Source organism: Saliniferula longa, from assembly GCF_050789285.1.
GTDB lineage: Bacteria > Pseudomonadota > Alphaproteobacteria > Rhodobacterales > Rhodobacteraceae > CAVPWP01.
Genome location: NZ_JBOUVX010000001.1, coordinates 78,831 through 101,459, shown reverse-complemented (window position 1 = coordinate 101,459; position 22,629 = coordinate 78,831). Strand labels below are relative to the sequence as shown.

General features: G+C 68.5%; 21 protein-coding genes. 6 read left to right on the top strand and 15 right to left on the bottom strand.

Annotation, left to right across the window (positions count from 1 at the left end):
- Positions 1 to 19 precede the first annotated feature (19 nt).
- On the bottom strand, positions 20 to 808 hold the full coding sequence (locus ACRDNQ_RS00415) for a helix-turn-helix transcriptional regulator (RefSeq protein ID WP_431826644.1): 789 nt from the start codon (positions 806 to 808) through the stop codon (positions 20 to 22).
- Positions 809 to 936: 128 nt separating this feature from the next.
- Between ACRDNQ_RS00415 and ACRDNQ_RS00410 the strand changes: the two genes are divergently transcribed.
- The 5 genes from ACRDNQ_RS00410 to ACRDNQ_RS00390 all read left to right on the top strand — a co-directional run bounded on the left by ACRDNQ_RS00410 (position 937) and on the right by ACRDNQ_RS00390 (position 5,750).
- Positions 937 to 2,082 (top strand): ABC transporter ATP-binding protein, encoded by a 1,146-nt coding sequence (locus ACRDNQ_RS00410; protein ID WP_431826643.1) that lies wholly within the window; start codon positions 937 to 939, stop codon positions 2,080 to 2,082.
- Between the two features lie 32 nt (positions 2,083 to 2,114).
- Entirely contained in the window at positions 2,115 to 3,269 is a 1,155-nt protein-coding gene (locus ACRDNQ_RS00405) for an ABC transporter substrate-binding protein (protein WP_431826642.1), read from the top strand.
- A gap of 84 nt (positions 3,270 to 3,353) precedes the next feature.
- On the top strand, positions 3,354 to 4,145 hold the full coding sequence (locus tag ACRDNQ_RS00400; protein ID WP_431827828.1) for an ABC transporter permease: 792 nt from the start codon (positions 3,354 to 3,356) through the stop codon (positions 4,143 to 4,145).
- Between the two features lie 7 nt (positions 4,146 to 4,152).
- Positions 4,153 to 4,965 carry an ABC transporter permease gene (locus ACRDNQ_RS00395; protein ID WP_431826641.1) on the top strand — a complete coding sequence of 271 codons (813 nt, stop codon included), beginning with the start codon at positions 4,153 to 4,155 and terminating at the stop codon, positions 4,963 to 4,965.
- Positions 4,966 to 4,970: 5 nt separating this feature from the next.
- Complete coding sequence (locus ACRDNQ_RS00390; RefSeq protein WP_431826640.1) at positions 4,971 to 5,750, top strand: SDR family NAD(P)-dependent oxidoreductase; 780 nt, start codon at positions 4,971 to 4,973, stop codon at positions 5,748 to 5,750.
- 7 nt (positions 5,751 to 5,757) lie between these two features.
- On the opposite strand, the gene ACRDNQ_RS00385 is transcribed toward ACRDNQ_RS00390, so the two are convergent.
- The 4 genes from ACRDNQ_RS00385 to putA all read right to left on the bottom strand — a co-directional run bounded on the left by ACRDNQ_RS00385 (position 5,758) and on the right by putA (position 12,550).
- Positions 5,758 to 7,056, bottom strand: a complete 1,299-nt coding sequence (locus ACRDNQ_RS00385) for an NAD(P)/FAD-dependent oxidoreductase (protein WP_431826639.1) — start codon at positions 7,054 to 7,056, stop codon at positions 5,758 to 5,760.
- A 51-nt stretch (positions 7,057 to 7,107) separates the two neighbouring features.
- Positions 7,108 to 7,947 (bottom strand): universal stress protein, encoded by an 840-nt coding sequence (locus tag ACRDNQ_RS00380; protein ID WP_431826638.1) that lies wholly within the window; start codon positions 7,945 to 7,947, stop codon positions 7,108 to 7,110.
- Between the two features lie 384 nt (positions 7,948 to 8,331).
- Complete coding sequence (locus ACRDNQ_RS00375) at positions 8,332 to 8,988, bottom strand: phosphoribosyltransferase (protein ID WP_431826637.1); 657 nt, start codon at positions 8,986 to 8,988, stop codon at positions 8,332 to 8,334.
- A gap of 91 nt (positions 8,989 to 9,079) precedes the next feature.
- The gene (gene putA, locus ACRDNQ_RS00370; RefSeq protein ID WP_431826636.1) at positions 9,080 to 12,550 is read right to left on the bottom strand and encodes a bifunctional proline dehydrogenase/L-glutamate gamma-semialdehyde dehydrogenase PutA; all 3,471 of its coding nucleotides are present in this window, start codon (positions 12,548 to 12,550) and stop codon (positions 9,080 to 9,082) included.
- A 116-nt stretch (positions 12,551 to 12,666) separates the two neighbouring features.
- On the opposite strand from putA, the gene ACRDNQ_RS00365 reads away from it, so the two are divergent.
- Positions 12,667 to 13,161: an Lrp/AsnC family transcriptional regulator gene (locus tag ACRDNQ_RS00365; RefSeq protein WP_431826635.1), complete on the top strand. Its 495-nt coding sequence runs from the start codon at positions 12,667 to 12,669 to the stop codon at positions 13,159 to 13,161.
- A gap of 3 nt (positions 13,162 to 13,164) precedes the next feature.
- Here ACRDNQ_RS00365 and ACRDNQ_RS00360 read toward each other — a convergent pair whose 3' ends face one another.
- The 10 genes from ACRDNQ_RS00360 to ACRDNQ_RS00315 form a co-directional block, all read right to left on the bottom strand.
- On the bottom strand, positions 13,165 to 13,791 hold the full coding sequence (locus ACRDNQ_RS00360; RefSeq protein ID WP_431826634.1) for an ABC-type transport auxiliary lipoprotein family protein: 627 nt from the start codon (positions 13,789 to 13,791) through the stop codon (positions 13,165 to 13,167).
- 7 nt (positions 13,792 to 13,798) lie between these two features.
- Positions 13,799 to 15,088, bottom strand: a complete 1,290-nt coding sequence (locus tag ACRDNQ_RS00355; protein WP_431826633.1) for an MlaD family protein — start codon at positions 15,086 to 15,088, stop codon at positions 13,799 to 13,801.
- 8 nt (positions 15,089 to 15,096) lie between these two features.
- The gene (locus tag ACRDNQ_RS00350; protein ID WP_431826632.1) at positions 15,097 to 15,885 is read right to left on the bottom strand and encodes an ABC transporter ATP-binding protein; all 789 of its coding nucleotides are present in this window, start codon (positions 15,883 to 15,885) and stop codon (positions 15,097 to 15,099) included.
- Positions 15,882 to 17,027: an MlaE family lipid ABC transporter permease subunit gene (locus ACRDNQ_RS00345; protein ID WP_431826631.1), complete on the bottom strand. Its 1,146-nt coding sequence runs from the start codon at positions 17,025 to 17,027 to the stop codon at positions 15,882 to 15,884. The genes ACRDNQ_RS00350 and ACRDNQ_RS00345 overlap by 4 nt, the downstream gene beginning before the upstream one ends.
- 104 nt (positions 17,028 to 17,131) lie before the next feature.
- Entirely contained in the window at positions 17,132 to 18,061 is a 930-nt protein-coding gene (locus ACRDNQ_RS00340; RefSeq protein ID WP_431826630.1) for an AEC family transporter, read from the bottom strand.
- Positions 18,062 to 18,859 carry an MBL fold metallo-hydrolase gene (locus tag ACRDNQ_RS00335; RefSeq protein WP_431826629.1) on the bottom strand — a complete coding sequence of 266 codons (798 nt, stop codon included), beginning with the start codon at positions 18,857 to 18,859 and terminating at the stop codon, positions 18,062 to 18,064.
- On the bottom strand, positions 18,859 to 19,662 hold the full coding sequence (locus ACRDNQ_RS00330; protein WP_431826628.1) for a TatD family hydrolase: 804 nt from the start codon (positions 19,660 to 19,662) through the stop codon (positions 18,859 to 18,861). The genes ACRDNQ_RS00335 and ACRDNQ_RS00330 overlap by 1 nt, the downstream gene beginning before the upstream one ends.
- 44 nt (positions 19,663 to 19,706) lie before the next feature.
- Positions 19,707 to 20,855, bottom strand: a complete 1,149-nt coding sequence (locus ACRDNQ_RS00325; RefSeq protein WP_431826627.1) for a DNA polymerase III subunit delta' — start codon at positions 20,853 to 20,855, stop codon at positions 19,707 to 19,709.
- Entirely contained in the window at positions 20,852 to 21,478 is a 627-nt protein-coding gene (gene tmk, locus ACRDNQ_RS00320) for a dTMP kinase (RefSeq protein ID WP_431826626.1), read from the bottom strand. Before tmk ends, ACRDNQ_RS00325 begins: the two co-directional genes overlap by 4 nt.
- Positions 21,475 to 22,629, bottom strand: a complete 1,155-nt coding sequence (locus ACRDNQ_RS00315) for a D-alanyl-D-alanine carboxypeptidase family protein (RefSeq protein ID WP_431826625.1) — start codon at positions 22,627 to 22,629, stop codon at positions 21,475 to 21,477. The genes tmk and ACRDNQ_RS00315 overlap by 4 nt, the downstream gene beginning before the upstream one ends.

Genomic DNA, 22,629 nt, shown 5'->3' with positions numbered 1-22,629 from the left:
CGGGCCAGTGGCCGATCCCTCAGGCCGCAGCGCCGCCGTCCTGCGTGCCGACCATGGCGGCAAGGAACGCCGAGAAAAGCTCGCCCTGCGAGCCAATCCGAAGCTTCGAATAGATGTTGCGGCGGTGGATGCGCACCGTTCCGGGGGAAATCCCGAGCATGCCGCCGATCGCCTCGGCGGAATGGCCACGCAGGGTCAGTTCGACGACCTGCCGTTCGCGCGGGGTCAAAATCCCCTCGCCGATGCTGCGAAAGGCCTGTTCGACACGCTCCTCGATCGCGGGTTCGGCCGCCGTTTCGTGCAGGGCGACCTCCTGCCAGTGCTTGCGGCAGGCGGCGTCGATCACCGGCCAGACCGCCTTCAGCGCCCGGATCTCGGCATTCGAAAAGCGCTTTTCCTTGCGCATGAGCGACAGCACGATCCGTAGCCGGCCGTTCACCGCGATCAGGAACCCCACCTCTTCGGCCAGCCCGGTCTGGGCGTAGTAGTTGCGGTAATACTCGCCCTGATAGAAGCGGTCGGGCGCGATTTCCGACAACCGCCAAAGGCCGGGCGTCAGGCGCCCCAGGCTGGCAAGAAAGAAGGGATCAAGCAGGTAGGGACCTTCCTGATACTGCTCGACATGCAGGCGGCGGCGATCTTCGGGGAAGTCATCGTAAAGATCGAGCGGGCGCGCCGAACCGACATATCCGAAGACGACCGTGAAGTCGTAAGGCGCGATGTCCCGCAGCCCACGCGCCAGCGCCTGCGGGAAGGCGGGGGTGCCGATTGCCTCGACGATCGCCCCTGCGGCGTCATACCAGCTCATCCCCTCGGCCTCCCTAGCCGCCTTGCCTCCGGCTGCGGCTATGCGCAAACGGATACTTAAAAAGGCATATTTACAAGTCAGGGCAACTCTTCCTGAAATAGCCCTGTCGCGCAATATGAGTCTGATCGATGCAGATGCCGCCAGACAGCCTTGTCGGGGACTATCCGGCGACCGACGCCCCCGAAGGCCGGCGCATCGTCGCCGAACTGCGCGGCGTGTCGAAATCCTTTGGCGAGGTGCTGGCCGCCCGGGACCTCAACCTGCGCATCGCCGAAGGCGAATTCCTGTCGTTCCTCGGCCCGTCCGGCTGCGGCAAGACCACCGCGCTGCGGATGCTTGCCGGCTTCGAGACGCCGACCGCGGGCGAAGTGCTGATCGACGGTGAGGTCGTGAACCGCCTCGAACCCTATCGCCGCCCGGTCAACATGGTCTTCCAGAGCTACGCGCTTTTCCCGCACCTGAACGTGGCCGACAACATCGGCTACGGCCTGCGCCAGCGTCACCCGCGCCCCGCCGCGCGCGAGGTCGCCGCGAAGGTCGCCCGCACCCTCGAGATCGTGCGGCTGTCGGGCTACGAGAAACGCCGCATCTGGGAGATGTCGGGCGGCCAGCAGCAACGCGTCGCGCTGGCGCGCGCCATCGTGAACGAACCCAAGCTTCTGCTTCTGGACGAACCGCTGGCCGCGCTTGACCGCAAGCTGCGCAAGGAGATGCAGATCGAGCTTCAGGACCTGCAGCGCCAGCTTGGCATCACCTTCGTCCTGGTCACCCACGACCAGGAAGAGGCGCTGTCGCTGAGCGACCGGATCTGCGTGATGCGCGCGGGCCGGATCGTGCAGGTGGGAAGCCCGCAGGACCTCTACGACCAACCGGCATCCCGCTATGTCGCGGATTTCGTCGGAACGTCGAACTTCTTCGACGGGCGCATCGCCGCGGTTCGGGGCAACCGGGCCACGATCACGCTTGAGGGCGGACTGACGATCGAGGGGCGCCTGGCCGCGGGCCTGTCCGAAGGCGCGGGCGCCAGCGCCAGCCTGCGGCCCGAGCAGATCCGCCTGTCGCGCGACGGCGGCGACGGCCGGCTTGCGGTCACGGTGCAGAACCGGATCTTTCTGGGCGAGCACACCGAATACTTGGTGCGGCACGACACCCTAGGAAACGTGATCGTCCTGGCCCCGCGCCAGGCGGAAATCGGCGCGCAGGCCTTTGCGGTGGGCGATCGCGCCTTCATCGGCTGGACCGGCGACGCGGCGCTGATCCTGAAACAGGACTGACCGGAAGACCCAAGCAACAGGGAGATGACCCAATGAAAGACGACGGCCACATCTCGAAGCGGAAGTTCATGGAAGAACTCCGCCGCTACCAGAAAGGGTCGGTGACGCGCCGGCACTTCCTTGGCGTGACCGGCCTTGGCACGGCAACCGCGGTTCTTGGCGCCGCGATGCCGGGCCTGCGCCCCCGTCCCGCCTTCGCCCAGGACATCGGCGACCGTGTGGTGCTGGCGACCTGGCCCAACTACCACGACCCGGCGAACTTCGACATGTTCACCGAACAGCTTGGCGCCTTCGTGCAGGTCAATGTCTTCGGCTCGAACGAAGAGATGCTGGCCAAGCTTCAGGCCGGCGGCAGCGGCTGGGACGTGTTCGTGCCCACGAACTACACCATCACGACCTATGTCGCCGAAGACCTGATCGAACCGCTCGACGTCTCGAAACTGCCGAACTACGACGCGGCGGCCTTCGAGGCGCGCTTCTCGGATGCGGGCAGCGTCGACGGCGTTCTCTATGCCGTGCCGAAGAACTGGGGCACCACGGGCTTCGCGGTGAACACCGCCCATGACGGCGGCACCCCCCTGACCACCTGGAAGGACTTCTTTGACCGCACGAAGGAGGATTTCTCGGGCCGGACGATGGTGCATGACTACCAGCTGACAACCATCGGCAACGCGCTGAAATACTTCGGCTATTCATTCAACTCGGTCGACCCGGCCGAGCTTGCCGACGCCGAGCGACTGCTGATCGAGGTCAAGCCGCACCTCTTCGCGATCTCGTCGGACTACCAGCCCTCGATGCGCAGCGGCGACGCCTGGATGACGATCTGCTGGACCGGCGACGGCAAACAGCTTAACACCGACATCCCCGAGATCGCCTATATCCTGGGACGCGAGGGCGGCGAGCTCTGGAGCGACTTCTACGCGATCCCGAAGGGCGCGCCGCACCGCGACGCGGCCTACGCGCTGATCAACTTCCTGCTCGACCCCGAGGTCAACGCGCGCGAGGTGCTCGCCCACGGCTATCCCGTGGCCGACAGCCGGACCAACGCGCTTCTGCCGCCCGAGATCCTCGAGGATCCGATCCTCTATCCGGCACAGGATCTGCTCGATGCGCTTGAATTCGGCGCGGCGGTGACGCTGACCGATCCCAACCGCGCCGAGCTGATGGCGCGGTTCAAGTCGGCCTGAGACGAACGGGGAAGGACCGGCACCGTGACCCAGCGCGAACGGAACTGGCTTCTGGTGGCGCCCGCCGCCGCCTGGCTTCTGGTGATGCTGGTCCTTCCCCTTGCCGTCGTCTTCGTCTTCAGCTTCGGAGAGCGGGGGCCGGCGGGCGGCTATGTCCCCGCCTTCACCTTCGAGCAATACGCGAACCTTCCCGCCCGTTTCACCGCCTTCAAGAACACGCTGATCCTTGCGCCGCTCGGCACGCTGGCGGCGCTGATCATCGCCTATCCGCTGGCCTACCAGCTGGCGGTGCGCACCGATCCGCGCTGGAAGACGCTGCTTCTGGTGCTGGTCATCGTGCCGTTCTGGACCAGCATCCTGATCCGCAGCTACGCCTGGATCTTCATCCTGGGCGGGCGCGGGATTCCGGCGCTGCTGGAAAGCGTCGGGATCGCCGACGTCCGGCTAATCAACACGCCCTTCGCGGTGCTCGTGGGCATCGTCTACGGCTACCTGCCGCTGATGGTCTTTCCGATCTACGTCAGCCTCGAGCGGCTGGACAAGCGCCTGCTCGAAGCCTCGTCCGACCTTGGGGCGCGGCCTTTCGCGACCTTCCGGCAGGTCACCCTGCCCCTGTCGATTCCGGGCGTGGCGACCGGCTGCATGCTGGTCTTCATCCTGCTGATGGGCGAGTTCCTGATCCCCGCGCTTCTGGGCGGCGGCAAGGTGTTCTTCGTCGGCAACGCGCTGGTCGATCTTTTCCTTCAGTCGCGCAACTGGGCCTTCGGCTCGGCCGTTGCGGTGACGCTGATCGTCATCATGCTGGTCACGGTGACCGTCTACATGCGCCTGATCGGGCGCATGGGCGGGCGACGCGACGACATCTCGATCATGTGAGGGGCGCATGCGGATCTACGCGGCCTGCGTCTATCTTTTCCTCTACGCCCCGATCGCGATCATCGCGCTGTTCAGCTTCAGCGCGGGGCGCAACGCCAGCGAGTTCACGGGCTTCTCGGTCCAGTGGTATGGTCGCGCGCTGTCCAATCCCTTCGTGATGGAGGCGCTGAAGACCAGCCTGACCGTCGCTTTCCTGTCGGCCATGCTGGCCAGTGTTCTGGGCACGCTGGCTGCCGTGGGTCTGCAGGGCATCCGCGGGCCCGCGCGCACCCTATTCGACGCGGTCATCTATATCGCCGTGATGATCCCCGGGATCGTGATCGGCATCGCCACGCTGATCGCGCTGGTGACGGTGTTCGACTGGCTCAACCCCTGGCTTGCCTCGCTCTGGCCCGACGCAGCAACGCCGCCCCGGCTGTCGATGGGTGTGGGCTCGCTCGTCGCGGCTCACACGATGTTCACCATGGCGCTGGTCATCATCATCGTGCGGGCGCGGCTGGGCAGCCTGGAACAGGCCCTGACCGAGGCGTCGGCCGACCTTTACGCCACGCCCTTCGGCACCTTCCGACAGGTCACGCTGCCGCTGATCGCCCCGGCGATCCTGGCGGGATTCCTGCTTAGCTTCACCTTCAGCTTCGACGATTTCATCATCGCCTTCTTCGTGGCCGGCTCGGAAACGACGCTTCCGATCTACGTGTTTTCCTCGATCCGGCGCGGCGTGACGCCCGAGATCAATGCGATCGGGACCATGGTGATGGTCGCCTCGCTTGTCCTTCTGATCGCCGCGCAGTTGATCCTGCGCCGCGGCCAACGGCGGTAATGCCGATGAACGCGCAGGCTCAGGCATCGCTTCTTGCCGGCAAGGTCGCCTTCGTCACCGGCGCGGCCTCGGGCATCGGGGCGGCCGGGGCGCGGGCGCTGGCACGCGAAGGGGCAACGGTGGTCGTGACCGACAGGGACGGGCCCGGCGCGCAAGCGGTGGCGGCGGCGATCCGGGCCGACGGCCACGCGGCCGAGGCGATCACCGTCGACGTCACCGACGACACGGCCCTGCGCGGCGCGATCGAGGCGACCGCGGCGCATCACGGACGGCTCGACGTGCTGCATTCGCACGCGGGTCTTCAGATCGAGGGGACGCTCGAGCAGGTCAGCGTCGCGGACATGGATGCCTCATGGGCGCTCAACGTGCGGTCGCATTTCGTGGCAGCCCAGGCCGCCATCGCGCCGATGCGCCGGCAGGGCGGCGGCAGCATCATCATCACCTCGTCGAATTCGGGCGTGCAATACGACCGCGAGATGGTCGCCTATGCCACCACGAAGCACGCCGTGCTGGCGATGACCCGCCAGATCGCCGCTGACTACGCACGCGAGAACATCCGCGTGAACGCACTTTGCCCGGGCTTCGTGGACACGCCCTTCAACCGCGGCTTCGAGATCCAGATGGGCGGACGGGCGGGGCTTGAAGACTATGTCGCGACCGCGATTCCGATGGGCCGGTTCGGCACGGTCGAGGAAATCGCGGAAGGCATCGTGTTCCTCGCCTCGGACCGGTCGTCCTTCATGACCGGGCATGCGCTGGTGATCGACGGCGGCGAGAGCATCTGACGGCGCGTCAGACGCCTAGCCGGTCGAGAACCGAGAAGGCCGCGACCGTGGGCCCGAGCCCAAGCCGCCGGAAACGGTGGAACGGGATCGTGCGGGCCTCGGTCACGGGAAATCCAAGGTCGGCCTCGGGCCGTCCCTGGGCCCAGTCGGCCAGCAGCCGTCCCATCGCGGTCGCCATCGCCACCCCGCGACCGTTGTAGCCCAACGCCGCCATCACGCCCGGCGCCAGCCGGTGCAGCCCCGGCCGATGCGACGCGGTCAGCGCAACGTCGCCGCCCCAGGCGTGGGTCCAGCGGACGTCCTTGAGGTGCGGATAAAGCCTGAGCGAGGCGGCGCGCAGCGCCTGGTGCCGGGCCCGTGTCCCCGCCTCGCCCAGCGCGCCGCGTCCGCCCATGATGAATCGGCCTTCGGCATCCTTGCGGAAGTAAAGAAGCAGCCGGCGCGAATCCGAGACCTGCTGGCCGTCGGGCAGGATGGACTGCGCCAAGTTGTCGCCCAGGGGCTCGGTCGCGACCTGAATCGACGTCACGGGCAGCACGCTGCGGCCCAGCGGATCGGCAAGGCGGCCGGTGTAGGCATTGGTGCAGATCAGCGCGGCCCGCGCCGTCACCCGGCCCGCCGCGGTCTCGACCGTCACGACCTCGCCGTTGGCGTGCAGGGCGGTGACGCGGCTTTGCCCATGAAGCCGGGCGCCTGCGCGTTCCGCGGCCGCCGCAAGCCCCAGCGCATAGTTCAGCGGATGCAGATTGCCGCCGCGGCGGTCGATCAGCCCGCCAAGATAGGCCTCGGTGCCGGTCAGCGCGGCGATGGCGCGGCGGTCGAGCGGCTCGACCTCCGCCCCCCGCGCCTGCCACTGCCGGGCAAGATCGCCAAGGCTCGCAAGCGCCTTGGGCGTGGTCGCCGCACGGATCCAGCCGGTGCGCCGCGGCGCGCAGGCGATGCCGTGCCGGTCGATCAGGTCGAAGACCAGATCGCCGGCCTCGCCGGCCAGCGCCACCATGCGCCTGCCAAGCCCATCGCCGAAGCGCGCCTCGATCTCGTCGGGGCTGTCCTTGAAGCCGGGGTTGACCTGTCCCCCGTTCCGCCCGGAGGCGCCCCACCCCGGCGTCTCGGCCTCAAGCAGGATTACCCGCTGCCCGGCTTCGGCCAGACGAAGCGCGGCCGACAGCCCGGTGTAGCCGCCGCCGACGATCGCCACGTCGGCCTCGGCCGCGTGATCAAGCGCGGGGCGCGCGGGTGCGGAATTGGCGGTCGCCGTCCAAAGGCTGTCGGCAAGGGCGGCGCGTTCGTTCGCGATGCGGGTCATGGTCGGGCCGTGGTCCCTTGGGCCAAAGTCTCTCCGGCCCGCGCGCCGCTCTCAGCGCGAGAACAGCACGGGCAGTTCAGGCTGATCGTACAGCCTGCGCGTGACCGCGCCCACGACGAAATCATAGACCAGCGAATGGCCATAGGCGCCGACGGCAAGGATGTCGGCCCCACCTTCGCGGGCCATGCGAAGAAGCTGCTCGCCGGTTTCCTCGGACGCACGGGCGGCTTCGGTCACCTTCGCCTTGAACCCCTGGCGGTCAAGGGCCGCGGCCATATCCTCGCGGCAGCTGTCGTCGCGGCCGCGCGACCCGGTGCGGGCGACGAAGACGATGTCGAAGCTTGCGGCCGGCCGGGCCAGAAGGCGGGCGTCGTGCGCGGCACGCGTCGCCTCGCGCGTCCCGCTCCAGCCGATCGCGATGCGCTGGCCCAGGGCGGCGGCGTCGGTCCCCTTGGGCACAAGAAGCAGCGGACGGCCCGAGGACCGCACGATGGCGTCGAAATAACGCAGATGCTCGGCCCGGGGCATGTCACTGTCGACCTGCCCCATCAGCACGATATCGGCCGCACGGACGCTGTCGAGAAGGAAGTCCTCGGCCCCGAGATCGGCCGCGCCCTGTTCGCGCCATTCCGCAACGAAGCTGTCGCCACGGGTAATGTCCTGGAATCGGGCACGGATCGCCTCGGTCTCCTCGATCTGCCAGTCAAGGAACTGCGGCGCGGCCAAGGCGCCGATGCCGGCGGTGGCCGCGACATAGGGAATGATCGGCTCGCTTGGATGCACGCCCACGAGATGCGCGCCGCGCGACCGCGCAAGATCGCAGGCGATGGGCAGAAGCCAGTCGGCTTCGCGCATCGTGGTCAGGCAGACGGCGATGGTCTTGATGCTCATGTGGCGCTCCTTCTGCCCACGGGACGCCCGCCGGCATGACTGACGGACGGGACCGGCCCCCTTCCGGACATGTCCTGTCTTCTTTCCCGTCATCTTGCGCCCCGCATTGACCATGATCAAGCACGCTCGGCGCATCCCTTGGCGTGCGCGCCTCCAGGGATGACCGTCGTCAATGTGACCGGGCCGAATCCGCCCTAACGTTCATGTGTCGGTGCGGGGGACCTCTCCGGGGTTGAGTGGCCCCGGGGCGCCCTGCAGCGGGACATGTTTGTGTCGACGGCATCATTCCACGCCTCGTCCCCGTCCCTGATGCCGGCCCCGCACGGGGCACGGGCCTTCGCATCGACCCTTCGGCAAAAGACGGCGGCGCTCTGCGCTGCGCGTTCAGCCCGCGGGGCCGGCCTCGTCGAGAAGCCGTGCGACCTCGTCATCCGATGTCTGCGGAAAATCGCGGTAATGCGCCCCCACGGCGTAGAAGTGCGTCGGCGTTCTGAGGCAGACCACCTCGTCGGCGCTGCTGGCCAGACGCTGGACCGTGTCGGCGGCGCCGACAGGCACCGCGACGATCACGCGCGCCGCGCCTATGGCCTTCAGCGCGGCCACCGCCGCCTCCATGGTGGCCCCGGTCGCCAGACCGTCGTCGACGACCAGAACCGTCCGACCACGAAGCGGCACCTCGGGCCGCCCCGACAGATAGAGCTTGGCGCGCCGCAGAAGTTCCCCGCGTTCGCGGGCGGCCAGCGCCTCGATCTGCGCGCGGTCAAGCCCGGCGCTGCGGACGACGGCGGGATTCTCGATCAGGTGTTCGCCCCCTGGCCCCGCGATCGCCGCTGCCGCAAGTTCAGGCTGTTGCGGCACCCCGATCTTGCGCACAAGCGTCAGCGTCAGCGGCAGCCCCAGCGCCCGCGCGACCTCGGCGGCGACCGGAACGCCCCCGCGCGGCAGGGCCGAGACCACGGCGTCGGTGCCCCGAAAGGCCTCGAGCCGCTTGGCCAGTTCCTGTCCGGCCTCGCGCCGGTCGGCGAACCTGTCCAGTTCCATCGCGGCCCCCCGTCCCGGTGTCCTGCTTCCTGGTCAGCCTTGGGCCCGCGCCAGCGACGGCGCATTGACACCGGTCAAGGCGACCTGGCCATCACCCGGCCGAGGCAAGAAGCGCCGCGTTGCCGCCCGAGGCGGTGGTATCGATGCACAGGTGCCGTTCGATCACGACCCAGCGGGCGAAGTCAGCTTCCGCCAGAAGCGGCAGGATCGCGCCATCGCGGTCTGCCAGGGCCCGGCGCAGAGGGCGCAACGCCTCGTCCGGCGCTTCGCAGACCACCGCGTCGAACCCCGAAAGCGTGGCGAGCATTGCAGGGTCGAGCGTGCCGTCGAGCCCCTCGCCGCCCTCCAGCCCGGGCGCGATCGCCAGCGCCGCCGCCCCGGCCGCGCGCACCTCAAGGGCCTGTGCCCGGGCGCGATCGGCGCCGGGGCCAAGGCACAGCACCACGCCCCGGCCAAGCGTCGTCAGCCGGTTCGATTCGCCGGTCGGCCCCGGAAGGTTCTTCGTCCCGGTGACGCGGTCGCCCTGCCCGGCCAGCGCGGCGATGGCGCGCTGTAAGGCTTCAGCGGACACCGGCTGACCCGACGGCACGGCGGCCGCAGCCGCCGGGGGTCGGACGAAGCGGTGCAGATAGGCCGGGCCACCGGCCTTCGGGCCGGTGCCGGACAGCCCCTCTCCCCCGAAAGGCTGGCTGCCCACCACCGCGCCGATCTGGTTGCGGTTGATATAGATGTTGCCGGCCCGCACGCGCGCGGCGACCTGCTCGACCCGGTCGTCGATCCGGCTGTGCAGCGCGAAGGTCAGGCCATAGCCCCGGGCGTTGATTGCCGCGACCACAGCGTCAAGCTCGTCCGAGCGGAAGGTCGCGACATGCAGAACGGGCCCGAAGACCTCGCGCTCGAGCGCGCCGATCCCCGACAGACGGATCACGGTGGGCGCGACGAAGGTGCCCTGCCGGGGTGTGGCCAGCCGCTTGAGGACCCGCCCTTCGCGCGCGGCCTGCGCCACGTGCGCCTCGATCCCCGCCCTTGCCTCGGCCGAGATGACGGGGCCGATGTCTGTGGACAGGTCCCAGGGATCGCCCAGCGAAAGCTCGTCCATCGCGCCGTACAGCATCTTGAGGAAGGGCTGGGCGACGTCTTCCTGCAGATACAGCATCCGCAGCGCCGAACAGCGCTGCCCGGCCGACCGGAAGGCCGAGGTGACGATGTCGCGCACCGCCTGTTCGGGCAGTGCCGTGCTGTCGACGATCATCGCGTTGAGCCCGCCTGTCTCGGCGATCAGGGGCGCGGTCGGGGCCATCGACGCGGCCATTGACCGGTTGATCCTCTGAGCGGTCACGGTCGAGCCGGTGAAGCAGACCCCGTCGACCATCGCATCCGTCGTCAGTGCCGTCCCGATCACCGCGCCGCGGCCGGGCAGAAGCTGAAGCGCGTGGCGCGGCACGCCGGCCTCGTGCAGAAGCCGCACCGCGATCGCGGCGGTGATCGACGTGGCCTCTGCCGGTTTTGCCAGCACCGCGTTGCCGGCGGCCAGTGCAGCGGCGATCTGCCCGGTGAAGATCGCCAGCGGGAAGTTCCAGGGCGAGATGCAGGTGACGCGGCCCCGCGCCGGGGCGTCAAGCTGCGCGGCCCGCGCCGCGTAGTAGCGCAGGAAATCGACCGCTTCGCGAAGTTCGGACACGGCGTCGGCCGGCACCTTGCCGGCCTCGCGCGCGAGAACGGCGAAAACCTCGCCATGGGCGGCCTCGTAAAGATCGGCGGCGCGGCCAAGAACGCGGGCGCGCTCGGCGGTGTCGACCTCGTCCCAGGGCCGGGCCGCCGCGACGGCACGCGCGGCGTCCTGCACCGTCGCCTCGCGCAGGCGGCCGACAAGATCGGAAGGATCGGCGGGATTGCGCACCTCGATCACCCCGCCACCCTTGGCGCCGTCCACGGTGATCGGCCCCGCCTCCCAGACGTGCGCGCGCCAGGGGCGGCGCGCGGCGTCGAGACGCCCGACCGTCACCCGGTCGCGCAGGTCGACCCCGCGCGAATTGCGCCGCTCGGCACCAAAGAGGTCCGCCGGGGATACGACCGCTCGGTTCGGCCCGGCCTTGGCAAGAACGTCGAAAGGATCGGCCGCCACGGTCGCCGCCGGCACCGAGGCATCGACGATCTGGTTGACGAAGGACGAGTTCGCGCCGTTCTCGAGCAGACGCCGGACCAGATAGGCCAGCAGATCGCGATGCGCGCCGACCGGGGCGTAGATGCGGCAGCGCGTCGCGTTCGCCGCAAGGACCTGATCGTGCAGCACCTCGCCCATGCCATGCAAGCGCTGGAATTCGAAGGTGCGGGGATCGGCGGCCATCTCCAGGATCGCCGCGACCGAATGGGCGTTGTGGGTGGCGAACTGCGGATAGATGCGGTCGGACAGCGCCAGAAGCCGCGCCGCGCAACAAAGGTAGGACACGTCGGTCGCGGCCTTGCGCGTGAAGACGGGAAAATCGTCAAGCCCCTCGACCTGGGCGCGCTTGATCTCGCTGTCCCAGTAGGCGCCCTTCACGAGCCGCACCATGATCCGCCGGTCAAGGCGGGCGGCCAGCGCGTGCAGCCACTCGATCACCGGAAGCGCCCGCTTGCCGTAGGCCTGCACCACTACGCCGAAGCCGTCCCAGCCTTGCAGCGTGGGGTCGGCCAGCACCGCCTCGATCACGTCGAGCGACAAATCGAGGCGGTCGGCCTCTTCGGCGTCGATGTTGAGGCCCATACCCGCGGCGGCGGCCTGCCGGGCAAGGGCCAGAACGCACGGGACAAGTTCGTCCATCACCCGGGCGCGCTGCGCCTCTTCGTAGCGGGGGTGGAGCGCGGACAGCTTGATCGAGATGCCGGGATTGTCGCGGATGTCCGAAGACGCGCAGGTCGCGGCAAGCCGCGCGATGGCGGCGGCATACGCGCGGTCGAAGGCGTCCGCGTCATGCGCGGTAAGCGCCGCCTCGCCCAGCATGTCGTAGCTAAAGGTATAGCCGCGCGCGGCCTTCTCGCGCCCGCGCCGCAGCGCCTCGTCGATGGTTTCGCCCAGAACGAACTGGCGGCCCATCTCTTTCATCGCGCGTCCCACGGCCGTGCGGATGACCGGCTCGCCCAGCCGACGAACAGCGCCCTTCAGCACCGAGGCGAGTCCCTCGCCATCCTGAAGCACCCGGCCTGTCAGCAAAAGCGCCCAGGTCGAGGCGTTGACAAGCGACGAGCTTGACTTGCCCAGGTGCACGCCCCAGTCGGAGGGCGCGATCTTGTCCTCGATCAGCGCGTCGATCGTGTCGGCGTCGGGCACGCGCAACAGCGCCTCGGCCAGGCACATCAGCGCGATGCCTTCCCGCGTGGAAAGGCCGTATTCGGCCAGAAAGACCTCCATCAGACCGGGGCGCCCGTCGTTGCGGATCGCCTCGACCAGGCGGGTCGCGCGGGCGGTCGCCGCCTGCCGCAGGGCCGCGGTGGGGGCGTGGGCCAGAAGGCGGTCAAGCACCTCGGCCTCGCGGGCGGTGTGATGGGCATGGATCGGGGCGCGAAGAGGATCGGTGGTCATGGCATACTCGGCGAAGGGCGACGGAACCACCATAGCATTGACTTGCCCATCCGATCGCCCGAGTTTCGTAGCGATGTGATACTCTTGACCTGAAAAAGCGATCGTGAGCAGGCCAGATGACTTCTGAAACGCAAGATGGCGGTGAAATCGACCGCTTCGACCGCGCGATCCTGCGCGAACTCGCGGCCGATGGCCGGATGTCCGTCGCCGATCTGGCCCTTCGCGTGGGTCTGTCGAAGAGCCCCTGCCAGGTCCGGCTGAAGCGGCTTCAGGCCCGCGGCTATATCCGCGGATTTCGCGCGGTGCTTGACCCCGCACGCCTTGGCCTTGACCACATCGCCTTCGTCGAGGTGCGGCTCAAGGACACGACCGAAAGCGCGCTCAGGGCCTTCAACGCCGCCGTCGCGAAGGTGCCCGAGATCGAGCAGTGCCACATGATCGCCGGCGCCTTCGACTATCTGCTGAAGGTCCGCACCCGCGACATCCGCGCCTACCGCGAGGTGCTGGGCGAAGTGATCAGTGCCCTGCCCCACGTCGCGGCCACATCGACCCATGTCTCGATGGAGGCGGTGAAGGACGACGCCGGCGGCTGGCCCGCGCCGCGACGATAGCGCTCAGGACACCCGCGCGCCGGCCACACCCATCGCCCAGGACACGAAGCCGGGCATCAGCCGCGCCATCGACTGGTCAAGGGTCGCGACCACGTCGATCGTTTGGGTCGACGGAGCCACGCCGTCCACTTCGAAGACACGGCTTGCCACGACCTGGGCGTCGGCCTCGCGCACGATCGTGGCGACGAAGCGGACGCGCGTGGTCACGGTCTGCCCGTCCGGGGCGATCGCCGCCTCGAACTCGGTGATCTCGGTCAGGATCGCGAAATCGCCGCCCAGCCCGATGGGCCGCCGCCCGACGAAGCGGACGCCACCGCTTTGCTGGAGGCTGCGCACGAACAGGGTCTGAACCATCAGAGGCAGCGCCTCGGTCCAGCGCGCATCGGGCAGATAGCGCACCTCGAGCGGGGTGGGCCGGATCAGGATGCGCTCGGTGTTGAGCGCGCCGTTGGCCGTGGGCACCTCGACGATCAAGTCGCGCGACACCGGCCCGCCCGAAGCGCGCGGAAGCTCGCCCGTGCTGACCACCTCGTAGGCGTCAAGCGGCTGGGTCGCGGAACCGACCGCCGAGATGGCAGAGCATCCCGACAGAAGGGCAAGGGCGATCAGGAGGGCGGCGGGACGTAGCATCGGCAGGTCACCTTCTGAATTCGGGGGCGTCGCGGCCAAGGAGGAACCGCGTGGGGTCGTTTTCAAGCCGGCGCGTCAGCTGCTCGAGCACGACGAGCAGGCGCTGCGCCTCGCTTGCGAGGCGGGTGAACTGCGGCAGGCCCTGCGTCAGGAAGGCGTTCACCGGCGCCTCGCCCTGTGCGACCACGCGCGAGACGTCTTCCATCGTCACCCGCGCCGCATCCGCGGCCGACCGGATATCGGAGGCGGCCGCCGGAATGTCGGCCGTGACCGCGGCCAGGGTCTGGTTGAACGACTCGACGGCGGCCTTCAGGTCCGCGCTCAGGCCAAGGAGGTCTTCGTTGATCAGCCGGTCCGCCCCCTTGAACGCGCCCTCGGCCGCGGTGATCGCGCCTTCGCTTGACGCCAGCGCTTCGTCGACCGCGGCCAGCGTCGTGTTCGCCCGTTCGAAGGTATCGGCGATGGTCCCCACGGCCGTGCGCAGATCGCCGTCGAGGAAGACCTGGGCCGCGTCGAAGGTTTGCGTCGCGCTTTGCAGCGCGTCGTTGCCCGCCGTCAGCGTGCCTTCGGCCTGGGTCGACAGGGTCCTGATCGCCTCGAGCGCCCCATCGGCGACCTCAAGCGTCTGCGCGACCGACTGGGTGATGCCCGACAGGCCCTCGGTGAAGGACGCGATGTCGGACACCGAACTGCCCACGCTGCTGGCCACTTTCGAGAAGTTGTCGAGCGTTTCGCGGATGTCCGCCGATCCGTCCTCGAGGTTCGACAGGATCATGTCGACACGCTGGCGGTTCTCGGGGCTGACCACGGCGCGAAGGTCGGAGATCAGCGTCTGCACCTCGTTGAGCAGGTTCGGCACATCCTCGGTCAGGCTTTGCAGCAAGCCGACGCCGGCGGGAATTTCGGGGATCTCGTCGGGACTGGCCTCGGCAAGCAGGTCCTGGCCCGGTCGACCGGGCGAGATCTCGATATACGACGTGCCGGTGACGCCCTGCGCGGTGATCGTCGCGGTGCTGCCCGTACGCACCGGCGTGGCGGCGTCGATCTGCATGATCACCGTCACGGTCCCGTCACGGTTGGGCGACAGTTGCAGTTCCGTGACCTGCCCCACCGAAAGACCTGCGAAACGGACGGTCGACGCCCGGTCAAGGCCCGACACGCTGGTGAAGCGCGTCTGGTAATGCGTGTACTGCTGGTTGAGCTGTGAATTCGTCAGCCAGACCAGAAACCCGAGGATGCCGATGAAGCCAACCAGGGTGAACAGGCCGATCAGGACGTAATTCGCGCGCGTTTCCATACCGCTTCCTACCCTTTCGCGGCCTCGGCCGAAAGCTCTGCCGCACGGGCACGCGGCCCATTGAAGTAATCCCGGACCCAGGGGTGATCGAAGGACTTGAGTTCGCCGATGGTCCCGCTGGCAAGCACCTTCTTCTCGGCAAGCACCACGATCCGGTCGCAGATCGCATGCAGGGAATCGAGGTCGTGCGTGACCATGAAGACAGTCAGTCCCAGGGCATTGCGCAGCTCCGCGATCAGCTGGTCGAAATCGGCCGCGCCGATGGGATCGAGGCCGGCGGTCGGCTCGTCAAGGAAGACGATCTCGGGGTCAAGCGCCAGCGCCCGCGCCAGCCCCGCGCGCTTGCGCATGCCCCCCGAAAGCTCGGACGGGAACTTGGCGTTGGCGTTCACCGGCAGGCCCGACATCGCGACCTTGAGTTCGGCAAGGGCACGGCGTTCCTCGCGGTCGGCGTCCGAGGCGATCGACAGCGGAACCTCGACGTTTTCGCGAACCGTCAGCGACGAGAAGAGCGCTCCGTCCTGAAACAGAACCCCCCAGCGCGTCTGCACCGCAAGGCGTTCGTCCTCGGTGCCGTTCAGGATGTCGGTGCCCAGAACCTCGACGCTGCCCGCCGACGGGCGCAAGAGCCCGACGATGGTGCGCAGCAGGACCGACTTCCCGGTGCCCGATCCGCCCACGATTCCCACGACTTCGCCCCGCCGGATGTCGAGATCGAGGTTGTCGTGCACAACATGGCTTCCGAACTGGGTCCGGACGCCGCGCAGGCGGATGACGACGTCGTCCGACGCGCTCATAGCCCGACCCTCAGGAAGAAGATCGAGAACGCGGCATCGACCACGATCACAAGGAAGATCGCGGCGACAACGGCCTTCGAGGTCATCAGACCAAGCGACTCGGCGTTGCCCTTCACCTGCATCCCGGCGTAGCAGCCGACGATCCCGATCAGCACCGCGAAGACCGGCGCCTTGCTGAGGCCGACCACGGCGTTGAGGAAGTTGTCCCAAGTGGCCAGCCGGATCTGGAACGTCTCTGGCGAAATCCCAAGCTCGATCCAGGCCATCAGCGCGCCGCCGGTCAGCCCCGCAAGATTGGCGATCAGACCCAGGATCGGCAGCGTGATGACCAGCGCCAGCACGCGCGGGACGATCAAAGCCTGAACCGGGTCGATGCCCAGCGTGCGCATGGCGTCGACCTCTTCGCGCATCTTCATCGACCCGATCGACGCGGTAAAGGCCGAGGCCGTCCGACCGGCCACCACGATCGCCGTCAGAAGGATGCCAAGCTCGCGCAGAAGCGACACGGCGATCAGGTCGACCACAAAGATCTGAGCCCCGAACTGGCGCAGCTGCGCGGCCCCCTGGAAGGCAAGAACGACGCCGATAAGAAAGGCCATCAGCGAGACGATCGGCAGGGCGCGCAATCCCACCTCTTCACAGTGATGGACCAGCGAGGTCAGGCGAAATTCGCGCGGATGGAAGAAGGCGCGCACCAGGCGCGCAAGGAACATGCCCACATAGCCCAGAAGATCCGCCGCAACCCCGGCTCCGGCGACGACCATCGCGCCCGTCGCCTCGAGCCTGTCGGTCAGGGTGCGTGCCGGCAGCTCGGGGTGTTCGCTGACACGGTCCGCGCGCACCGTGTCGATCAGGGCCGCGTGGGCCGCCGACGCCCCCGAGACGCGGGCCGATCCGCCTGCACCGTCGACCCGATCGAGGTAGGCAAGGACCGACCAGGCGCCTGCCGTGTCAAGCCGCCGAACCCCCGCAAGATCGACCGTCACCGTCCCTTCCGCGGGCAGCCCCGCCAGGGCGTCGCGCATGACGGCTATGTGCCTCAGCGAAAGGTCACCGGACGCCGTCACGACATGGGCGCCGTCCGTCTCGGCAAGGGTGAACTGCGGAGCAGATGCGTCACGTGAGGTCTGCGATGTCGCCACGCCCTGCGCCCCGATTGCCCGTCGCCTGCGCTCGCCGCGAAGCGGGGGCGCGTCCGTCCTCACTCAATCCAATTCGTCCGGGCGTTGCAATGCGAAAGCCGCGCTCAAGGCAGGATGGCAAGCCAGCCCCAGACCGTCAGGATCGACAACGCCGTCGCGATCAGCACGGCCGAGGCCGCCACACGCAGCGCGACCCCGTACATGCTGGCGAAGATGTAGGTATTGACCCCCGGCGCCATCGACGCGGTCAGGACGGCCGAGCGAAAGGCATCGCGGTCAAGTCCGGTCGCCATGCCGATCCCCCAGACGACCGCCGGGTGCAGCACAAGCGAGACGGCGCAGACGTAGAGGATGGTGCGCATGTCGCCTTCGGGCCGATAACGGACCAGGACCCCGCCAAGGCCGAACAGCGCCACGGGCAGCGCCGCACGAACAACAAGCGCCAGCGCGTCGTCGACCACCCGCGGGATCGGCAGGCCGCTGAGATTGACGAGAAAGCCAAGCCCGATCCCGATGACAAGAGCGTTGCGAAACATCGACCGCAGGACCTTGCGCAGGGTGTCCCCGGCAAGCCCGCCACGGTTGCGAACGATCTCCATCACCGTGACGCCGAGGGCATAGCAGAAGGGGGCATGGACCGCGATGATGGCGAAATTCGCCTGCAGCGCCTCGACCCCATAGGCGCGCTCGGTGATCGGCAGGCCAAGGAGGACCGAGTTCGAGAAGAGGCAGGAAAAGCCGATGGCGACACTGGCGTCCCAGTCCCGCCCGAACAGGTAGCGCGCCCCGAAAAGCCCCGCCAGAAAGCCGACCGTCGCCCCGGTGTAGAAGCTGATCAGAAGCGCAGGCTGGAACACGCCCGAAAGATCGAGCGTGGCGATGGCGCTGAACAGAAGGCAGGGAATGGCGAAGTTCTGGGTGAACTTCGTCAGCCCGTCGACCCCGGCATCGGGGAACACGCCCGACCGCACCGCGGCATAGCCGAAGCCGATTACCAGAAAGACTGGCAGGATGACGTCGAGAAGCGCCTGCACCTAATCGCCGATCTCGATTGTCATGCCATCGTAGGCCGGCGTCACATGGGGTGGCGTCTCGGCCTCGACGGTGGCGTAGTCGAGGTCGATGTGCATGTTGGTCAGGACCGCGCGCCTTGGCGCGGCGCGCTCGATCCATTCCAGCGCGCGGGACAGATGGGCATGCGTCGGGTGCGGCGTGCGCCGCAGCGCGTCGAGCACCCAGCAGTCAAGACCGCCGAGAACCGACCACGCGTCGTCCGGGATGTCCGAGACGTCGGGCAAGTAGGCCAGCCCGCCGATCCGGAACCCAAGCGCATCGATCGAGCCGTGCGCGACCTCGAACGGCCGCAGCGTGATCGGCCCACCGGCGCCGTCGACGGTGAAGGGCCCCTCGATCGTGTGCATGTCGAGGATCGGCGGATAGGCCGACCCCTCGGGCTGGACGAAGGCATATCCGAAGCGCGACAGAAGGTCGTTCTGGGTATCGCCATCGGCCCAGACCGGCAGGCGACGGCGCATGTTGAAGACGATCATCCGCAGATCGTCGATCCCGTGCACATGGTCGGCGTGGGAATGGGTATAGACCACCGCATCGAGCGTGCCGACGCCGGCGTCCAGCAACTGCGCGCGCAGGTCGGGCGAGGTGTCGATGAGCACCCTGGTCGTGCCCCCCGGCCCGTCGCGCGTGACCAGCATCGAACAGCGGCGGCGACTGTTGCGGGGGTTCGCCGGGTCGCAGTCGCCCCAGTGTCCGCCAAGACGCGGCACCCCACCGGACGAACCGCAGCCAAGGATCGTGGCGACGGTGCGGGGCATCAGGCGGCCGCGCTCCAGCGCGCGGCCTTCGAAAAGAGCGCCTCGAAATTCGCCTCGGTCCGTGCGACAAAGGCGGCGTAGTCCATGCCGAAGACCTCGGCGGCGACGCGGGCGGTGTGGGCGGAATAGGCCGGCTCGTTCCGCTTGCCGCGGTGCGGCGGCGGCGCAAGGTAGGGGGCGTCGGTCTCGACCAGGATGCGGTCGACAGGTGCGGCGGCGAAGATCGCGCGCAGGTCGGCAGATTTCGGGAAGGCCGCGATCCCCGACATCGACAGGTAGAAGCCCAGATCGAGCGCCGCCGCGGCCAGTGCCGGACCAGAGGAAAAGCAGTGCATGACACAGGAATAGCGCCCCGCGCGATATTCCTCGGTCAGGATGCGGGCCATGTCGGCGTCGGCGTCGCGGGCATGGATGATAAGCGGCAGTCCGGTGCGCCGCGCGGCCTCGACATGAACGCGCAGGCTTTCCTGCTGCACCGCCTTCGTCCCGGCGGTGTAGTGGTAATCAAGCCCGCTTTCGCCGATGCCGACGAACTTCGGATGCCGGGCAAGGGCGACAAGCGCGTCGACGGTTGCCATGGGCTCGTCCGCGGCGCTCATCGGATGGGTGCCGGCGGCATAGAAGACGGGATCGAACCGCTCGGCGATGGCGCGCACCTGCGGTTCGTGCCTGAGCCGGGTGCAGATCGTGACCATGCGGTGCACCCCGGCCTCGGCCGCGCGCCGGACCACGCCCGGCAGATCGTCGGCGAAGTCCGGAAAGTCGAGGTGACAGTGGCTGTCGGTGAGGACGGGCGGGGTCATGGATGCGGTGTGGGGTATGGTCTGGGCGCGGATTTCGGAACGGTTCACGCGCGGACGGAAAGCGGGCCCGCGGCCTCGTTGATGCGGATCATCGTATCGAGGATCAGCGTGGCGGGGTCAAGGTTGACGGCCAAACCCTGGCCGAGGCGCGCGGTCAGGTTGGACTGAAGCGCCGCCCAGTGCCGTCCGGCCGCCGCATCCGGCGAAAGCCGGCGCAGAAGCGCGGCCTCGTCCGGGGCGGCCTCGGCCATGGGCGGATGACCGGCCCCGCAGCGGGCAAGCCGTCCCAGCAGAAGGCCGACAAGATAGACGGCAAGCTCCTGCCGCTCGCCCTGGCCCCGCGCGCCGATGTGATCGGCCAGCTTCACCGCCGCTTCGCGGTCCATCCCGGGCATGGTCGCCACCGTGCCGACCAGATCGCGGTAAAGCTGAAGTCCCTCGCCCTCGAGCAGGCGCACTGCCATCCCGGCCGAGCCATCGGACAACTCGGCAAGATCCACCGGATCGGGGCCGGGTTCGTAGCCCGCCCGGGTCAGCGCCAGGGCAAGGTCCGCGGCCGGCAGCCGGGGCAGCGCAAGCTTGCGGCAGCGCGAGCGGATCGTCGGAAGAAGACGTGCGGGCTGGTGGCTGACCAGAAGGAAGACGACGCCGCGCGGCGGTTCTTCGAGCAGCTTGAGAATGGCGTTCGCGGCGTTCGGGTTCAACTCGTCGGCCGCGTCGACGATCACCACCCGCGTGCCGCCGTCGGCGGCCGTCAGGGCGAGGAAGCTGCCGAGCTTGCGTGCCTCGTCAACGCCGATCGTGGCCATCAGGCGGTCGCCCTTGTCGTTCGGCCCCCGGCGCAGAAGGAACAGCCGCGGCTCGGCCAGGGCCTGCATCCGCCGGACGACCGGATGCCCGGGATCGGTGTCGAGCGTGGCGGGCGCGGGCGCGGGCGGTGCGTCGCCGAAAAGGCCCGGCCCGTCATCGCGGGGGGGCTGGGTCAGCAGGAAACGCGCGATCCGCCAGGCCAGCGTCGCCTTGCCCACGCCGCGCGGCCCGGTCAGCAGCCAGGCATGGTGCATCCGCCCGGCGGTGTGGGCGGCCAGCACCTCGGCCTCGGCGGCCTCCTGCCCGAAAAGATGCAGCGTCTCGCGCGGGTGCGGCGCCTCGCCGACGCGGTCGGGTTCGGGCAGCCCGTCGCCACCGCTCATGCGACGGCCTGCCCGACCTGGGCGGCGATGTCGGCGGCCACCGCATCCTCGGGGCGGTTGCCGTCGATCAGCACGCAACGATCGGGAAAATCCCGCACAAGCGACAGATAGCCGGCGCGCAGGCGTGTCTGGAAATCGGGGCCGAACTCCTCGAACCGGTCCTCGCCTGACCGGCGGGCCAGACCCCGGCGCAACGCCAGTTCGGGATCCATGTCGATCACGAAGGTCAGGTCCGGGTCGCGCCCGATCACCAGGTCGTGAAGCGTATCGACCATCGCCCGGGCATCGGCCCGGACCGCCCCCTGGTAGACGCGCGTGCTGTCGGCGAAACGGTCCGAGATGACGGTCTTGCCGGCGGCCAGCGCCGGCAGGATCGTTCGTTCCAGGTGATCGCGCCGCGCCGCGGTGAAGAGCAGGATCTCGGTCTCGGGCGACCAGCGGTGCGGATCGCCCTCGACCAGAAGGCGGCGGATCTCCTCGGCGCCGGGCGATCCGCCCGGCTCACGCGTGAGAAGGGTCGGGATGCCGCGCCGTTCCATGGTGGCCGCAAGGCGGCGCGCCTGCGTCGATTTCCCCGATCCGTCGATCCCCTCGAAGGTGATGAAGCGCCCGCCGGCCGTCATTCGGTCAGGGCCTGCGCCCCGCCCACGGCCCGCGCCAGAAGCACCTGCGCGGCGCTGCGCGCCCGCGGCAGGAACCCGCCCCGCGTCACCTCGCGGTCCGACACCAGCGCGATGCGCCGTTCGGGAAGTCCTTCGACGGTGATCACCAGGTCGGCCACGTGCTGGCCCGCGGACACCGGCGCCTCGATCGGACCCTGGTATTCGACGCGCGCCTCAAGCGTCTCGCGCTGGACCGCCGGGACAAGCACCGTAACGTCTTCGGTCGCGACCAGCCCCAGCCGGGTTTCGTTCCCCATCCAGACCGGCGCCTCGGCGAACTGGTGACCCGTCTTGGCGATCGTCTTTTCGACGAACTGGCGGAAGGCCCAGTTGATGATCTGCTCGCTTTCGCTTGCGCGGTCGGCATCGCTTCCAAGCCCGGTGATGACGAAAACGATGCGCCGATCGCCCTGCTTGGCCGAGCCCACAAGGCCATAGCCGGCCTCCTGGGTGTGGCCGGTCTTCAGGCCGTCCGCCCCGAGGCCAAGCCGCAGAACGGGGTTCCGGTTGAACCGGTTCGAGGGCGAGCGACCGTCGAAATCCCATTCGGCGATCGCGAAATAGGAATAGTACTCGGGGAATTCCTCGATGATGTGCTCGGCGATGATCCCGAGATCGCGCATGCTCATCACGTGGTTCGGCGCCGGCCAGCCGGTCGAGTTCACGAAGGTCGAGCTTGTCATGCCAAGCTGGCGGGCGCGTTCGGTCATCAGGCGGGCGAAGGCCTCTTCCGTGCCGGCCAGCCCCTCGGCCACCACGACGCAGGCGTCGTTGCCGGACTGGACGATGATCCCCTTGATCAGTTCTTCCACCGTCGGGCGATCGGTTTCGTCGAGGAACATCGTCGACCCGCCCATCTGGCGGGCGCGCGCCGAAACCGCGAACTGGGTGTCAAGCGTCACCCGGCCGTCGCGCAGGGCCTCGAACAGCATGTAAAGCGTCATAAGCTTCGACATCGACGCCGGCGGCAGGGGGGCATCGGCATTCTTCGACAGAAGCAAGGTGTCGTTCGTCATGTCGTAAAGGTAGGCTGCGGTCGCCCGGGTTTCGTAATCGGCCAGGGCCGGGGAAACGGCCAGCGACAGGACGGCGGCGGAAAGCACGGATCTCAT

Bases quoted from the DNA above. Each gene is read 5' to 3' on its own strand.
- ACRDNQ_RS00415 (WP_431826644.1), bottom strand. From the start codon at position 808: ATGAGCTGGTATGACGCCGCAGGGGCGATCGTCGAGGCAATCGGCACC.
- ACRDNQ_RS00410 (WP_431826643.1), top strand. From the start codon at position 937: ATGCAGATGCCGCCAGACAGCCTTGTCGGGGACTATCCGGCGACCGAC.
- ACRDNQ_RS00405 (WP_431826642.1), top strand. From the start codon at position 2,115: ATGAAAGACGACGGCCACATCTCGAAGCGGAAGTTCATGGAAGAACTC.
- ACRDNQ_RS00400 (WP_431827828.1), top strand. From the start codon at position 3,354: ATGCTGGTCCTTCCCCTTGCCGTCGTCTTCGTCTTCAGCTTCGGAGAG.
- ACRDNQ_RS00395 (WP_431826641.1), top strand. From the start codon at position 4,153: ATGCGGATCTACGCGGCCTGCGTCTATCTTTTCCTCTACGCCCCGATC.
- ACRDNQ_RS00390 (WP_431826640.1), top strand. From the start codon at position 4,971: ATGAACGCGCAGGCTCAGGCATCGCTTCTTGCCGGCAAGGTCGCCTTC.
- ACRDNQ_RS00385 (WP_431826639.1), bottom strand. From the start codon at position 7,056: ATGACCCGCATCGCGAACGAACGCGCCGCCCTTGCCGACAGCCTTTGG.
- ACRDNQ_RS00380 (WP_431826638.1), bottom strand. From the start codon at position 7,947: ATGAGCATCAAGACCATCGCCGTCTGCCTGACCACGATGCGCGAAGCC.
- ACRDNQ_RS00375 (WP_431826637.1), bottom strand. From the start codon at position 8,988: ATGGAACTGGACAGGTTCGCCGACCGGCGCGAGGCCGGACAGGAACTG.
- putA (WP_431826636.1), bottom strand. From the start codon at position 12,550: ATGACCACCGATCCTCTTCGCGCCCCGATCCATGCCCATCACACCGCC.
- ACRDNQ_RS00365 (WP_431826635.1), top strand. From the start codon at position 12,667: ATGACTTCTGAAACGCAAGATGGCGGTGAAATCGACCGCTTCGACCGC.
- ACRDNQ_RS00360 (WP_431826634.1), bottom strand. From the start codon at position 13,791: ATGCTACGTCCCGCCGCCCTCCTGATCGCCCTTGCCCTTCTGTCGGGA.
- ACRDNQ_RS00355 (WP_431826633.1), bottom strand. From the start codon at position 15,088: ATGGAAACGCGCGCGAATTACGTCCTGATCGGCCTGTTCACCCTGGTT.
- ACRDNQ_RS00350 (WP_431826632.1), bottom strand. From the start codon at position 15,885: ATGAGCGCGTCGGACGACGTCGTCATCCGCCTGCGCGGCGTCCGGACC.
- ACRDNQ_RS00335 (WP_431826629.1), bottom strand. From the start codon at position 18,859: ATGCCCCGCACCGTCGCCACGATCCTTGGCTGCGGTTCGTCCGGTGGG.
- ACRDNQ_RS00330 (WP_431826628.1), bottom strand. From the start codon at position 19,662: ATGACCCCGCCCGTCCTCACCGACAGCCACTGTCACCTCGACTTTCCG.
- ACRDNQ_RS00325 (WP_431826627.1), bottom strand. From the start codon at position 20,855: ATGAGCGGTGGCGACGGGCTGCCCGAACCCGACCGCGTCGGCGAGGCG.
- tmk (WP_431826626.1), bottom strand. From the start codon at position 21,478: ATGACGGCCGGCGGGCGCTTCATCACCTTCGAGGGGATCGACGGATCG.
- ACRDNQ_RS00315 (WP_431826625.1), bottom strand. From the start codon at position 22,629: ATGAGATCCGTGCTTTCCGCCGCCGTCCTGTCGCTGGCCGTTTCCCCG.